Source organism: Massilia sp. W12, assembly GCF_037300705.1.
Classification (GTDB): Bacteria; Pseudomonadota; Gammaproteobacteria; order Burkholderiales; family Burkholderiaceae_D; genus JACPVY01.
Map to the genome: position 1 here is coordinate 1,346,324 of NZ_CP147776.1, position 13,704 is coordinate 1,360,027.

The 13,704-nt window shown below is 57.0% G+C and carries 11 protein-coding genes; 5 read left to right on the top strand and 6 right to left on the bottom strand.

What is annotated here, in order from left to right:
- Positions 1-14: 14 nt before the first annotated feature.
- The gene (locus V8J88_RS05560; RefSeq protein ID WP_338848308.1) at positions 15-1,412 is read left to right on the top strand and encodes an ethanolamine ammonia-lyase subunit EutB; all 1,398 of its coding nucleotides are present in this window, start codon (positions 15-17) and stop codon (positions 1,410-1,412) included.
- Between the two features lie 11 nt (positions 1,413-1,423).
- Complete coding sequence (eutC, locus tag V8J88_RS05565; protein WP_338848309.1) at positions 1,424-2,266, top strand: ethanolamine ammonia-lyase subunit EutC; 843 nt, start codon at positions 1,424-1,426, stop codon at positions 2,264-2,266.
- A gap of 42 nt (positions 2,267-2,308) precedes the next feature.
- Here the strand turns inward: eutC and V8J88_RS05570 are convergent, their stop codons facing one another.
- The 5 genes from V8J88_RS05570 to V8J88_RS05590 form a co-directional block, all read right to left on the bottom strand.
- Positions 2,309-4,372: a DUF4214 domain-containing protein gene (locus tag V8J88_RS05570; protein WP_338848310.1), complete on the bottom strand. Its 2,064-nt coding sequence runs from the start codon at positions 4,370-4,372 to the stop codon at positions 2,309-2,311.
- 328 nt (positions 4,373-4,700) lie between these two features.
- Positions 4,701-5,495, bottom strand: a complete 795-nt coding sequence (locus tag V8J88_RS05575) for a nucleotidyltransferase domain-containing protein (RefSeq protein ID WP_338848312.1) — start codon at positions 5,493-5,495, stop codon at positions 4,701-4,703.
- On the bottom strand, positions 5,492-6,361 hold the full coding sequence (locus tag V8J88_RS05580) for a nucleotidyltransferase domain-containing protein (protein ID WP_338848313.1): 870 nt from the start codon (positions 6,359-6,361) through the stop codon (positions 5,492-5,494). Before V8J88_RS05580 ends, V8J88_RS05575 begins: the two co-directional genes overlap by 4 nt.
- 7 nt (positions 6,362-6,368) lie before the next feature.
- On the bottom strand, positions 6,369-6,788 hold the full coding sequence (locus V8J88_RS05585; protein ID WP_338848314.1) for a very short patch repair endonuclease: 420 nt from the start codon (positions 6,786-6,788) through the stop codon (positions 6,369-6,371).
- A 2-nt stretch (positions 6,789-6,790) separates the two neighbouring features.
- Complete coding sequence (locus V8J88_RS05590) at positions 6,791-7,879, bottom strand: DNA cytosine methyltransferase (protein ID WP_338848315.1); 1,089 nt, start codon at positions 7,877-7,879, stop codon at positions 6,791-6,793.
- A gap of 180 nt (positions 7,880-8,059) precedes the next feature.
- Here V8J88_RS05590 and V8J88_RS05595 point away from each other — a divergent pair, with 180 nt between their 5' ends.
- The 3 genes from V8J88_RS05595 (at position 8,060) to V8J88_RS05605 (ending at position 12,207) form a co-directional block, all read left to right on the top strand.
- Positions 8,060-8,515: a hypothetical protein gene (locus tag V8J88_RS05595; RefSeq protein ID WP_338848316.1), complete on the top strand. Its 456-nt coding sequence runs from the start codon at positions 8,060-8,062 to the stop codon at positions 8,513-8,515.
- A gap of 18 nt (positions 8,516-8,533) precedes the next feature.
- Positions 8,534-9,076, top strand: a complete 543-nt coding sequence (locus tag V8J88_RS05600) for a 2OG-Fe(II) oxygenase (protein ID WP_338848317.1) — start codon at positions 8,534-8,536, stop codon at positions 9,074-9,076.
- Between the two features lie 122 nt (positions 9,077-9,198).
- Complete coding sequence (locus V8J88_RS05605) at positions 9,199-12,207, top strand: VIT domain-containing protein (RefSeq protein ID WP_338848319.1); 3,009 nt, start codon at positions 9,199-9,201, stop codon at positions 12,205-12,207.
- A gap of 111 nt (positions 12,208-12,318) precedes the next feature.
- Here the strand turns inward: V8J88_RS05605 and V8J88_RS05610 are convergent, their stop codons facing one another.
- Positions 12,319-13,503, bottom strand: a complete 1,185-nt coding sequence (locus tag V8J88_RS05610; RefSeq protein WP_338848321.1) for an aminotransferase class I/II-fold pyridoxal phosphate-dependent enzyme — start codon at positions 13,501-13,503, stop codon at positions 12,319-12,321.
- Between the last annotated feature and the right edge of the window lie 201 nt (positions 13,504-13,704).

Consider the following 13,704-nt stretch of genomic DNA (forward strand, 5'->3'; position numbering starts at 1 on the left):
GCCGGGAGCCGTGCATGAGCCGTTTCAAACAACAACTCGGGGCGCAGGTCTGGCAATTTGCCGATCTGCGCGAACTGATGGCCAAGGCCAGTCCCTTGCGCGCAGGCGATTGCTTAGCCGGCGTGGCCGCCCTGAGCGATCAGGAAAGAGTGGCGGCGCAACTTTGCCTGGCCGAACAGCCCCTGTCCCTGTTTTTGCAGGAATATTTGATTGCGCCGGAACAGGATGAAGTCAGCCGCCTGATTTTGGCGCAACATGCGCGCGCACATGAGGCCGCCGGTTTTGCGGAGATTGCGGCATTGAGCGTGGGTGAATTCCGCAACTGGCTTTTAAGCGAGATTGCCGACACGCCGCGTCTGCGCCGGCTGGCCCCGGCCTTGACGCCGGAAATGGCGGCGGCGGTATGCAAAATCATGCGCAATCAGGATTTGATTCTGGTCGCGCGCAAATGCGAAGTGGTCAGCCGTTTTCGCAATACGCTGGGCTTATCCGGGCGCATGGCGACGCGCTTGCAACCGAATCACCCGACCGATGACGCCAGCGGGATTGCCGCCTCCATGCTGGATGGCTTGCTGTATGGCAGCGGCGACGCCGTGATCGGCATCAATCCCGCCAGCGACAACCTGCCGCAAGTCATGCGCTTGCTGCAGATGCTGGACGCGGTGATCGCGCGCTATCAGATTCCGACCCAGTCTTGCGTGCTGACCCATGTCACCAACACCCTGGCCGCCATGGCGCGCGGCGCGCCGGTCGATCTGGTGTTTCAATCGATTGGCGGGACACAAGCCACCAACGCCAGTTTTGGCATTGATCTGGCGATCTTGCGCGAAGCGCACGCCGCCGCCCAGTCTTTACGGCGCGGCACAGTGGGACAGAATGTGATGTATTTTGAAACCGGGCAGGGCAGCAGCCTGTCCGCCGGCGCGCATCATGGGATCGATCAGCAAAGCTGCGAAGCGCGCGCGTATGCGGTGGCGCGTGAGTTTTCGCCCTTGCTGGTGAATTCGGTGGTCGGTTTCATCGGCCCGGAATATTTGTATGATGGCAAACAGATCATGCGCGCCGGATTGGAAGATCATTTCTGCGGCAAGCTGCTTGGCCTGCCGATGGGCTGCGATATCTGCTACACCAACCATGCCGAAGCCGACCAGAACGATATGGATATTTTGCTGACCGTGCTGGGCGCGGCCGGCTGCAATTTCATTATGGGCGTGCCGGGTGCGGATGACATCATGTTGAACTATCAAACCACCTCATTTCACGACGCGCTGTATGCGCGCAAAGTGTTGGGCTTGCGCGCCGCGCCTGAGTTTGAAGCCTGGTTGCAGTCCATGCGCATCATGGATGAGGCGGGTCGTTTGCGCCAGGAGCTGAGCGCGCCGCTGGCGCAAGTTGTACAGCGTATAGGCTAAGGGAGGCGGCAATGGACAAACTGCCGGCACAGGAACAAACAGAACATCAGCAAAACACTGTACAGGACAACCCCTGGCAGGGTTTGCGCCGCTTTACCGCCGCCCGCATCGCCCTGGGGCGCGCCGGAACCAGCTTGCCGACCCGGGCCCATCTGGCGTTTCAAGCCGCGCATGCCTGCGCCCGCGACGCTGTGCATTTACCCTTGGCGGCAGAGGAATTGGCGCGCGATGTGCAGGCTGTGTTGCGCACAGCCGGCGCGCCGGATGTGCCCTGCCTGCAATTGCACAGTCGCGCCCGCACGCGCCAGGAATATTTGCAAAGGCCGGACTATGGCCGCCAGCTGGCGCCGGCCTCGCGCAGCCAGTTGCAAGCCTTGCCGCCTGCCGGCGCAGATCTGGCCCTGGTCTTGGCCGATGGTCTTTCCGCCTTGGCCTTGCGGCAGCAGGCCGCACCGTTTTTGCAAGCCCTGTTGCCTTTGTTGGGGACGGACTGGCGACTGGCTCCGTTGTCGATTGTGCAGCAGGGCAGGGTGGCGATCGGCGATGAAATCGGCCACTTGCTGCAAGCGCGCTGCGTGTTGGTCTTGATCGGCGAGCGTCCCGGATTGAGTTCGCCCGACAGCATGGGCCTGTATTTAAGCTGGCAGCCGCGCCCCGGCATGCACGATGCAATGCGCAACTGCATCTCGAATATCCGCCCCGGCGGGCTGGATTTTGCAACGGCGGCGCAGAAAGCGCATTATCTCTTGCAAGAAGCGCGCCGAATCGGCTTGAGCGGAGTGGAATTGAAAGACGAAACCGGGGCCGCCGCCCCGGAATTGGATATCAAGGGGAATTTTTTGCTGGGGTCTTGAGATTGATTGCACTGACGCAGTGTAAGTCACTGCGTCAGCCGTTCAAGCACTGAAAACATCATAAGTCACCCCGGCTTGTAATACGCCGACCAGGGCTGCCGTGTTTTCAGGACTTTCAGAAAATGCCGCCAGCACATCCGCCGCAGTGCCCTTCTTCTGATCCAGAATGTCCTGCCAGAAAGCGCGTCCGTCGGCATCCGGGGCGCGATGCAATACGTTTTGATAAAATTTGTCCACCAATTGGGCATTGCTGGGCGCAGCGCCATACAACGATTTGAATTCGGCTGACTGGATGAAACCTTGCGCAACCTGGGCTACGCTTATGCCGCCATTATCGAATTGCTTGATCCAAAAACCCAAACCGCTCTTATCTGGTGCGCGGTTGAATGCGGCCTGGTAAATACGATAAGCCTGTTCAGCATGGACGTCGCCTTTGAAGAATAAACCGGTATAACTACCTTCGATTCTTTCCACATTTGCGAATGTGATTGAGGAAGAAATGCTTGTGCTGATTTTGTATTGGTCCTCAATTTTTGTGGCTTTCCCATTGAAACTGCCAACTTTGATCATGTCAAAGCCATTGCCGCCATCCACAAAATCATTGCCATCGGTAACATAAAATGTGTCATTGCCGTCACCGCCATATAAGCGGTCATCACTTTTGCCACCGGTGATCAGATTATTCTGTGCATTGCCGCGTCCGGTTTGAATCCCGGCAGGAGTTTTACTGCTCTTGACCAGCACCAGGTTTTCAACATGATCCGGCAGGGTGAAATCCAACAGAGCAGAGAAGGCGCTGTCAGTGCCGGCGTCCGCATTTTCCTGCAGACGGGTGCCGCTGGAATCAATCCAGTAATGATCGTCACCCCGGCCACCGGACAATACAGCACTGTTGCCCATATCGTTGAGGTTGTTTCTTGTATCAGTATTGATTCCGCCATTGATGGAGATCAATTCCATATTGCTGACGCCTGAGTCAATTTCATTTGGGTTGCTCAGACCGGAACCGTACATCGTCTTGCCATAATTTCGCAGGAAAATCTTAGTGCCATCGTCACTCATGCCGGATACGGTATAGGCCACGCGGCTTTTTGCAGCATAAGGGGTGAGCGGATGTAAATCGCCTGTAACAGTGTCTTTGATAAAGACCTGTTCAGAAACGCGGCTTTGCCCTTCAAAACCGTCACCTTCCCCCAATAAGACATAACGGCCATCTGCAGACATATCCAAAAATCCGATATTTTTTGATTTAACGCCGTCATTGTATGTAAAAACCGGTTTGATGGCGCCGCTGGTTAAGTCTTTTTGTACAATTTTCTTTGTTTCAATATTGTTATTGATTTCGCTGCTGATAAAAAATACTTTACTGCCATCCGCACTGAGTTGGGCAAATGAAGCTGAATATATTTTCCCGTTGCTATCGGTGTCAGCATATTGAATTTTGCCAGTGTCCATATTTTTCACTAACAAACGTGGTTCTTTCAGCTGAACATTGCTGTTTGGCGTGCTATCCGGTAATAAATTCCCGGCTGAAGTTGAGAAAACGACGGTTCGGCCATCCGCGCTCAACGCCACCAGATCTGAATTGTCATTGCCAACCACGCCATTGGCTGTTTGTGAGACCAGTTTCCAACTGTTGTTTTGCAGGTCTCTGATATAGACATCCTTTTTGCCATTATGATCATTTGATACAAAGTCATTGCTGATGACATTAATTGCAATAAAACGCCCGTCACTGCTTGGAACGTAACTGCCCCAGACGAAATCATTATGTCCACCGGACTTGTACACTTCTTTTGAGACGCCATCTTTCACGTCGGCCATGTGCAATGTATAAGCCATGCCCTTGTCCAGAATATAGCTTTGAGTTGTATAAAATAACTTACTGCCATCGGATGAAAAATAAGCATTATCCGGATAGTTTTGTGTTTGTATCAGACGTGTGACGCCTGTTTGCAAGTCTTTTAAAATTAAATCCTCTCTGCCATTATTCACGGGCAGCGAAAGATGAAAAGCAGCGTATTTCCCGTTGGAAGAAATCACAGGGCTGTGGTTGTAAGAACTTGAACTTGAGATGCTGAAGAGTGTTTCTGAGACAAGTTGCATAGACTTTCCAGGATAAAGAATAGGATGTTGAGAGTGGTGGGATGCTGGATCGGTGCAATTGTAGCGCAAAAGATGCCGCATGGAAATATGATGCGTGCTTATTTTGTGGCGCCTCAGCCGGATTCAGGCAAAAAACGCAGGCTGGATTGAGCGCGGCGATAAGCCGGCGTCCGACTGTTGCCAAGGAGATGATGAGCCGGAGTTGTGTGTTGTCAGCGCTTCAGTTGACGTAAGGGCCTGCTTACGCACATCCGATCCAAACAGCATAAAGCGTTCCGGACTATGCGGCTTGTGGCGGCCAAGCCAAGCGGATGTGCGCAAAGGAATACTAGCCTGCGCAGTCCTTCTGCTCCTGCAGCAGTAGATGAAAAATCCGGTTCAATTCCCCAATCACATCCGGCGCGCGTGATTTTTCAGGCCTGGCGCCGACATCTTGCGCCAATTCCTGTTCGATAAAAGCCTGCAAGGCGGGGCGCGCCGGGCCTGAGTCTAAGACGCCAGCGCGTTTTCGAGCCAATAAATCTTCGACTTCAGCCAGGGCCGCAGGCGCATCCTGCAGCAGCGGCAGCAAGCGCGCAAAATCCACCGGCGGCGGCGCGCCATGCTGTGCAATCCAGCGTGCCGCCAGCAAATCGCGCAGCACATAAAAATATTTCTTTTGCCGCACTTCTGCTTCCCGCAAATGGCTGCGGAAGGTGCTGGCAGCCATATTCCGGTAATGATAAATTCCCTTGAGTGGGACATACATGCCGCTCAGGCTGCGCAGTGCTGTTTGCTTGAAGCAACCCGCTTCGATATAGCACAGCGGTGCTTGCAGCCATTCGATAAAGGCGGGATTGGCTTTCCACAGCAGGCGCAAAGCCTTGCGCAGATCCCAGCCATGCAAGTCAATCCCATCTGTCAGCGGATATTCAATCACATCGCGTTTTTCTTCCAAGTCCACCGCCTGATACCAGGATGGCGCATGCATATAGATAAAGCGCACATCAAAATCGCTGTCCGGCGAATCGAAGCCCCAGGCCCGGCTGCCGGCCTCCACCGCCAGCAAAATGCGCACATCGTGCTCAATTTCGGCTTGGCGCAAACGGCCCAGGATTGCGCTTTTCTGTTCTTCCGTCATCATGTTTGTTTCACTCCAGGCTGCGGGTTTGGAAATTCCTGCAAAACCGCATGGAAAATCCGGTTCAACGCTTGTTTCACCTCTGGCGCGTCGGTTTTATCATGGCGTGCGCCCAAGCCTTGCGCCAGTTCTGCTTCAATAAACGCATTCAGCAGTGGTATCGCCGGCGCCAGTCCCAATTCCGGCGTATGGCGTTTGAGCGCGAGTAAATCCTGCACTGCCTGGTTGAGTGGCGCGTCATCGCCCAGCAGCGGCGCCAAGCGTGCAAATTCAATCGGCGCCGCTGCGCCATACCGCCCAATCCAGCGCGCCGCCAGCAAGGGACGCAGCACGTAGAAATATTTTTTCAGGCGCACCATCTCCGTCCGTAAATATCCCCGGTAATTGGTTTTGGCCATGCTGAGGTAATGGTAAATGCCTTTGGCCGGCGCATAAATCTGTGACAAGGCTTGCAAACTGAGCTGTCGCAAAGCGCCATCTTCGATATAGATGATGGGGGATTGTATCCACTCGACATAAGCCGGATTGGAATTCCAAAACAGGCGCAGCGCTTTGCGCAGATCCCAGCCATTCAAATCAATCTCATCCACAATCGGATATTCGATCACATCGCGCCGCTCTTCCAAATCGACCGCTTGATACCAGGCTGGCTCACGCATATAGATAAAGCGCACATCGTAATCACTGTTGGGTGAGGCAAAGCCCCAGGCGCGGCTGCCGGATTCCACCGCCAGCAAGATGCGAATCCCATGTTCGGCGGCGCAAGCATGCAAGCGGCGCATGATTTCCGCGTGAATTCCGGCAGGAATCGCTTCTGTCACACAATTCGGCGGCGCCAGGGCCGCGCGCTGAGCGTCAGTCTGTGTCATGTTCTGCTTACCCGTCTGGCCCGGCGGCCAGCGCCGGGGTTTGTAAAAAAATGCGTAAGGTGTGCGCCAGCGCCGCGCCGTCGCGCAGCGTGCATTCCCATACCGTCAGCACTTGCCAGCCCAGCGCCGCCAATTGCGCGCAGTGCGCCGCATCGCGCTGGCGGTTTTTATGGATTTTTTCCTGCCAATAGGCGGCATTTTGTTGCGGCATGCGCGCGCCGCGTTTGCAATCGTGTCCGTGCCAAAAGCAGCCATGCACAAAAATCGCTTTGCGCCGCCCGATGAACACAATATCCGGCTTGCCCGGCAACTCCTTGCGGTGCAGGCGGTAGCCGCTGAATCCCAGCGCGCGCAACAGCTGGCGCACACACAATTCCGGGCCGGTGTGCTGCCCTTTGACGCGGCGCATGATCTGGCTGCGTTCCATCTTCAAGCCTCATGCAAACGGGCCAGCGGCAGCAACAGATGTTGCGCCAGCCAAGCCGCCACCGGGGCCGCCACCGCATCGCCCATCGCCTTGTAGGCGGCATTGTAAGAGCCTGGCAATTGATAATGTTCCGGCGCACCCATCAAGCGCGCAGTTTCACGCGCAGTTAATAAACGGCTGTGCAGGCGGCCTTGTTTTTGCAGCACCAGATATTGCCGGCTGCTGCCGCCGCCCGGCGTGCGCAGACAGCCGGCTACCCCGTCAAAGCGCAATTCCAACACCTGGCGCCCGTTGCGGGTGCGCTTGTACCCCGGCGCCACACAATCGCCCAGGCTTTGCAGACGCGCCTTGTGCGCCGGCGCGATCAAGCTCAAATCATGCGCCGCGCCTGCGCCTTGCTGACAGGGTGCATCCCATTCAATCAGATCCGCCAGATCTTGCGTGCGCGCCGGTGGAGCCGGCAGACGCCACCAGATCCAATCCTGCAAACCGGCGGCGGCTTGCTGAATCGGCGCAGGGTGCGGCCATTGCGGCCCGGCGGCGCATAATTCAGGCGGCGGCGCGATATCCGCGCGCAAGGCGATCACAAACACGCGCGGACGCGACTGCGGCAACCAGCGCACCGCATCCAGCAACAGCGCGCCGGCGCGGTAGCCGCGTGCTTGCAGGGCGTGGTGCAGGGCGCGGTAATGCGCGCCTTGATTGGCCGAAACCAGGCCAGCCACATTTTCCGCCGTCAGCACAGCCGGGCGCAGCGGCATTTCATCCAGCACCCTTAACCACTCCCACACCAGACCGCTGCGGCTGGCGTGGATGCCGGCGGTATTGCCAGCCAGGGATAAGTCTTGACAAGGGAAGCTGGCCCATGACAGGGCGGCAGGCGGTAAATCAGCGCCGCGCACATTGGCAATGCTGCCCAGATGAAAATGCTGTGCGCCATGATTGGCGCGATACACTTCGCCTTTTTTGGCGCAGATGTCATTCGCCCATTTCACCTCAAAATAATCGCGCAGGGCATAGCTGACCAGGCCGCTGCCGGCAAAAAATTCCAGACAGCCCGGACGGTGCTGGCGCTGTGATTGCTTACTCATTGAATCGTGTTCTTCCTTGATCGCCAAAGCTGCGGCGCATGCGCACACCCCGCGCTGGCCGGCTCAGCGAGTATAGCAGGCGTGGCGCGCCCTGCCAGCCGCTTGCTTTATACTGCATGTTTTGCCGGACTGCGCCTTGTGCGCCAGACCTTAACCATCAGTTTGCAAACTGGCTGCATCATGAACTCCCGCCTCCCCAAAATCCTCACCGCGTCAGCCATCATGCTGCTGCTGTTGATGATTGGCGGATTTGCCCTGCGCGCCATGCTTGAAAGCACCATGCAGCCGCAATGCCAAAATCAGATCTTGAGCACACTTGTCGCGCCGCAGGGCAAGCACAGCGCCATCTTATTTGCGCGCGATTGCGGCGCCACCACTGGCGGCTTGGCGCGGCATATTGCATTGCTGCCGGCCGGCGCGCAATTGCCAGCGCAAGAAGGCGGTTTTTTTGTCGCCGTATTGCACCGTGACGCCCCGGCCCCCGCCGAGCCGGTGCGCCTCGCATGGCGCCCGAATGGTGATTTGCAGATTACCGTGGCGCCCGGTATGGAGATGTATCACGGCGCAACATCTGTGCGCGGGGTCGCCATTCACTATCAATTTCCGCCTTCGCCAAGCGCGGCGGCGCAACCATAAGCAGCAATTGAGCACATCATGCAAATCATCCACCACAATGAGCAGGTATTTTCCATTCCGCATTTATTAAGCAGCGCGGAATGCGCCGGATTGATCCGCTTGGCCGAGGCCGGCGGATTTCAAGAGGCGATCGTGCGCACTGCGAGCGGTGAACAATCCTTGCCGCAGATCCGCAATAATCAGCGCTGCCTGTTAGAACATCCCGCCTGGCGCGCGCAACTTTGGGCGCGCTTGCAGCAAGCCGGCCTGCCTGTGCTCGACGGCGCCATGCCGGCAGGTTTGCCGCGTGAGTTGCGCTTTTATAAATATGCGCCGGGACAGCGCTTTAAAATGCATAAAGACGGGCCATGGGAAGAAGATGGTTTGCGCAGCAAACTGACATGTCTGGTGTATTTGAATGATGATTTTTCCGGCGGCGCCACCGATTTCCGCCAATTTCAGATCCAGCCTGAGACTGGCAGCGCCTTGCTGTTTGTGCATGCTGTCTGGCACGAGGGCTGTGTGCTGGAATCCGGGGTGAAATATGTGTTGCGCTCGGATGTGCTGTATGCGCCAGCCTGATGCATCTGCTCAAGCGATGCAAACGCAAATTGTTCACCATGCTTAACCCCGTTTGAGCGCCGCAACCGTTTATCTGTCAGCGCGCAACGCTTGCCGCCTTGAAGAAACGAATTGGAGAAATTATGTGGCGAAGAATAGTGATGTTGTTATCCTTGTGCAGTCTGGCATATGCCGGCCTCAGTCTGGCGCAAAGCACGGCGACGCGTCCCGCTGGCAGCGCGCAGGCGGGCGCAACGGCGCTGCCGGCAAAGCCGAATCCCGCCGTCGGCGCGGATCTTACGGCGCCGCGCATCCTGCCGCGCCCGCCGCAGCCGCCGCAATTCATCAGCGCGCCAGGCGCGGAAACGCCGATTGTCTTAAAAAGCCTGCGCCTGCAAACCCATATTGTGGGCGGCATGGCGCACACCACTGCCGACATGGTGTTTTACAATCCCAACCAACGCAATTTGGAAGGCGAATTGCAATTTCCACTGCAAGAGCAACAGCACATCATCGGCTTTGCGCTCGATATTGATGGCAAGTTGCGCGCCGCCGTGCCGGTACCCAAGCAGCGCGGACAAGAGATTTTTGAGGAAATCCAGCGCGAACAAATCGACCCCGGCCTGCTCGAAATGACGCAGGGCAATAACTTTAAGTTGCGCATCTACCCGCTGCCGCCCAAAGGCCAGCGCAGCGTGCAATTACGCTATACCGAAAATCTGACGCGTCAGGATCAACACTGGAGCATGCGTATGCCGCTCGGCTTTGCGCAAAACTGGCAGGAAATCACACTTGAGGTGCACGCGCGCGATCTGGCGCAAGCGCCCAAGGTCAGCGGCGCACCGCTCGCCTTCAGCGCGCAGGGCCGCGATTATATGGCGCGCTATGAAATCCGGGGCAAGACCGCGCAGCAAGAAGTGCGCCTCCTGCTGCCGCGCAAAAATACGCCGCAAGCCGCCGTGCAGGAATTTGCGGGACAACATTACTTCACCCTCGAAGCGCCAATCGAAGCGAAAGACAGCAAGCGCCAATTGCCGAATCAAGTCGGCATTTTGTGGGACAGCTCAAGCTCCGGCGCCAAGCGCGCGCACGCTGCTGAATTGGCCTTGCTGGATCAGTATTTCAAAGCGGCAGGCCAGGCCGAAGTCAGTTTAACCCTGCTGCGCGATGTGGCCTTGGACGGCGGAAGTTTCAGCGTGCGTAATGGCAATTGGGACAAACTGCGGCAAGCCTTGGAACGCGTGACATACGATGGCGCAAGCGCCTTGAGCGCCTGGCGCAGCGCGCCGCAAGTGCAGGAATATTTATTGTTTTCCGATGGCCTGCGCAATTATGGCAGCGCACCGTTTCCCATCCTGGCGGCAAACCAGCGCTTATATGCGATTCAAAGTGCGGCCAGCAGCGACAGCCCGCGCTTAGCCGCCTGGGCCAACGCCAATCGCGGCAAATTGATCCAGCTCGATCCCGCCCATGGCGCCGCCGCCGCGCAAGCCTTGCTGCAGGACGGCGTTTATCTCGAACATGTCCAAGCCCAGGGCGCCGGCGAAATTGTGTTTGCCGAGCGCCATGTGCAAAACGGCATGTTGCGCATCGCAGGCAAGCTGGAGAATGCGCAACAGGGCGCCCGCTTGCAATTGCAGCTGGCCGGCAGCCTCAAGCACAAGCTGGAAGTACAGATTCCAGCCGCGCCGCAAGCCCCAGCCCATCCCTACGCTGCGCAACAATGGGCGCAATACAAAATGCGCATGCTGGAAGGCGATGATGAATTGCACCGCGCACAAATCGCCCGCCTGGGCCAGCAATTCTCCATCCCGGGGCGCGAAACTTCGCTCTTGGTCTTAGAGCGATTGGAAGATTATCTGCGTTACGAAATCGACGGACCGCCAGAACTGCAAGCCGCACTGGCCAAGCTGCGCGAGACGGCCCGGCATGCCAAGCAAACGCAACAGCAAGCGCATCTGCAAACCGTGTTGCAGCGTTTTAAAGAAAAACAAGCCTGGTGGCAAAAAGATTTTCCTAAAGGTGACAAACCGGCGCCAGAGAAAAAGCAAGCCCTCATAGCGGAACAAAGGGTCGTGCTGACTGGCTCCAGGCTTGCAGATCGCAACGCGGCGGAAGCTGCAAGTGATATGCAGGAGCGTCGGCGCGTGGTCACAGAGATGCCGCACGCGGCGCCGGCATTATCGCCTGCGCCAAAGCAAGCTTCCGCCACCGCGAAAGAGGGTGCGCCAAACGCGCCGCAAATCAGCATCAGCCTGAAAAAATGGAAAGCCAATGCGCCGTATCTGACGCGCATGAAAAACGCCAAGCCGGAACATGTGTACGCCATCTATCTTGATGAAAAACCGGGCTTGCACAACAGCAGCGCGTTTTATCTGGATGTGGCCGAACTCTTATTGGAGCAGGGCCAGCAGGAACTGGGTTTGCGCGTGCTCTCCAATCTGGCCGAAATGGATTTGGAAAACCGCGCCCTGTTGCGCATTTTGGGCTACCGCTTAATGCAGGCCCAGCAAGCAGCATTGGCGCTGCCGGTCTTTGAAAAAGTCTTGCGCTTAGCCCCGCATGAACCGCAATCGTTGCGTGATCTGGCGCTGGCCTTGGCGCAAGATGGCCAGCAGCAGCGTGCGGTGGACACGCTCAACCGCCTGGTGGAGCAGAAATGGGACGTACGTTTTCCGGATATTGAATTGATCGCCTTAGCCGAAATGAACGCCATCATCGCCACCAGCAAACAAAAAATCGACACCCGCGCCATCGACCCGCGCTTATTGCACAATATGCCCTTGGATTTGCGCGTGGTGATGAGCTGGGATGCGGATAACAGCGATATGGATTTATGGGTGACAGATCCGAATGGTGAGAAATGCGATTACTCGCAGGTCTTGACCTACCAGGGCGGGCGCATGTCGCGCGACTTTACCCAAGGTTATGGCCCGGAAGAATTTTCGTTGCGCCACGCCAAACCGGGGAAATACCGCATCGAAACCAATTTCTTTGGTAACCGCCAGCAAGTTTTAGCCGGCGCCACCACCCTGAACGTGAAATTGACCACCGGCTTTGGCACGGATAAGCAAAAAGACCAGGTCATCACCTTGCGCTTGCGTGAGGCGAAAGACACAGTGTTTGTCGGGGAGTTTGAAGTCAAGCCATAAACCAGGCTTGGCGCAGGGCTTGACGAAGCTTTTTTGCTGTTCGTGCTGAGCTTGTCGAAGCACATCGCGGCAAACCTGCCCTGAGCGCCATAGGCGCAGGCGTATTTGGCCTCAGGTCTGATGCGCCAGCATGGCGTTGCGCATTGAAGCATCCAAAGCGCGCGCCAGGCTGGCAATCACATCCTCTGCGCTGTCCAGTCCCAGCGCTAAACGCACCAGACTGTCGCTGATGCCGGCGGCGGCTCTTTCCGCCGGGCTTTGTTTGTAATACGAAAAAATACAGGGCTGCTCAATGAAGGCATGCACCCCGCCAAAGCCGGTCGCCATGAAAGCGATGTCAACCGCATCGACAAAACGCATGGTGCGCGCCAGGTCGCCGTCAAGCTCAAAAGAAATCAAGCCGCCATGTCCCCGCAGCTGATGCGCCAGTTCTGCATGCGGATGCGAGGGCAGGCCGGTGTAAAACACGCGGCGTATGCGTTTGTCCTGCTCCAGCCAGTGCGCCACCTGCATGCCGCAATCATTCAGATGGCGCATGCGCAAGTTCAGGGTTTGCATGCCGGCCATGATGCGGGACACATTGGCGGATTCGCAAATCGCCCCGTTGACATTGCGCAAGGCGCGGATGGTTTGACACAAGGCCACGCTGCCGGCGACGCTGCCGGCCATGGCGTTGGTGTGTCCGCCGATATACTTGCCCAGACTGTGCAGCACCAGATCGGCGCCCAGCTGCAAAGGCTGTAAATTGATTGGCGTGGCCACGGTCGAATCAATCACCAGCAGGCAGCGCGGCGGCAACAGGGCGCGCAGGGCGCGGATGTCGGTCAGCAGCAAATGCGGGTTGCTCGGCGCTTCCAGCAAGACCATGCGCGTATGCGGATTAAGTTGCGCTTCGATCTGCGCCAGGATCGCTTCGGCATGATCCAGCTCCGGTGTGATGGGACAGGTTTGTATCCCATAGCGGGGCAAATGTTGATGGCACAGCGTGGAGATATTGCGATAGCCTTTGCTCGAATAAATCACCTGATCGCCTTGCCCGCACAAAGCCAGAATGGTGCTGAAAATCGCCGCCATGCCACTCGGAAACACCACAGCAGCCTCTGCGCCATCGAGCGCCGCCAGTTGCTGCTCCAGCAATTCCCAGCCGAAATTGTCATAACGGGCATAGCGCGCCTGCCGCCCCACACCCTGGTGATAATCAATCACTGCTTGCGAATTTTCAAAATAATAGCTGGCCGAGACCGCCATCGCCGGCACCACCGGATGCTGAAAATCCTGTTGCTGCGTCTTATTCATACCCCCTCCAGAATGATGTGCGTTATGCAAGCATGCAAAACCATTGTCGCTGGCGTGGATGGTATGAAGCGGGCATCCAGTCTGGTTAAATGTAGTACATATTTTCCTGTGCGGCAATTTTTTAAGAGAGCTTAGCGCCTGTGGGCAGGCGGCGAGGGCAACGCTGCGCCTTGCAGCCCTGGCTTGCTGATTGTCAGGGCG

Bases quoted from the DNA above. Each gene is read 5' to 3' on its own strand.
- V8J88_RS05560 (WP_338848308.1), top strand. From the start codon at position 15: ATGAGCCGTTTCAAACAACAACTCGGGGCGCAGGTCTGGCAATTTGCC.
- eutC (WP_338848309.1), top strand. From the start codon at position 1,424: ATGGACAAACTGCCGGCACAGGAACAAACAGAACATCAGCAAAACACT.
- V8J88_RS05570 (WP_338848310.1), bottom strand. From the start codon at position 4,372: ATGCAACTTGTCTCAGAAACACTCTTCAGCATCTCAAGTTCAAGTTCT.
- V8J88_RS05575 (WP_338848312.1), bottom strand. From the start codon at position 5,495: ATGATGACGGAAGAACAGAAAAGCGCAATCCTGGGCCGTTTGCGCCAA.
- V8J88_RS05580 (WP_338848313.1), bottom strand. From the start codon at position 6,361: ATGACACAGACTGACGCTCAGCGCGCGGCCCTGGCGCCGCCGAATTGT.
- V8J88_RS05585 (WP_338848314.1), bottom strand. From the start codon at position 6,788: ATGGAACGCAGCCAGATCATGCGCCGCGTCAAAGGGCAGCACACCGGC.
- V8J88_RS05590 (WP_338848315.1), bottom strand. From the start codon at position 7,879: ATGAGTAAGCAATCACAGCGCCAGCACCGTCCGGGCTGTCTGGAATTT.
- V8J88_RS05595 (WP_338848316.1), top strand. From the start codon at position 8,060: ATGAACTCCCGCCTCCCCAAAATCCTCACCGCGTCAGCCATCATGCTG.
- V8J88_RS05600 (WP_338848317.1), top strand. From the start codon at position 8,534: ATGCAAATCATCCACCACAATGAGCAGGTATTTTCCATTCCGCATTTA.
- V8J88_RS05605 (WP_338848319.1), top strand. From the start codon at position 9,199: ATGTGGCGAAGAATAGTGATGTTGTTATCCTTGTGCAGTCTGGCATAT.
- V8J88_RS05610 (WP_338848321.1), bottom strand. From the start codon at position 13,503: ATGAATAAGACGCAGCAACAGGATTTTCAGCATCCGGTGGTGCCGGCG.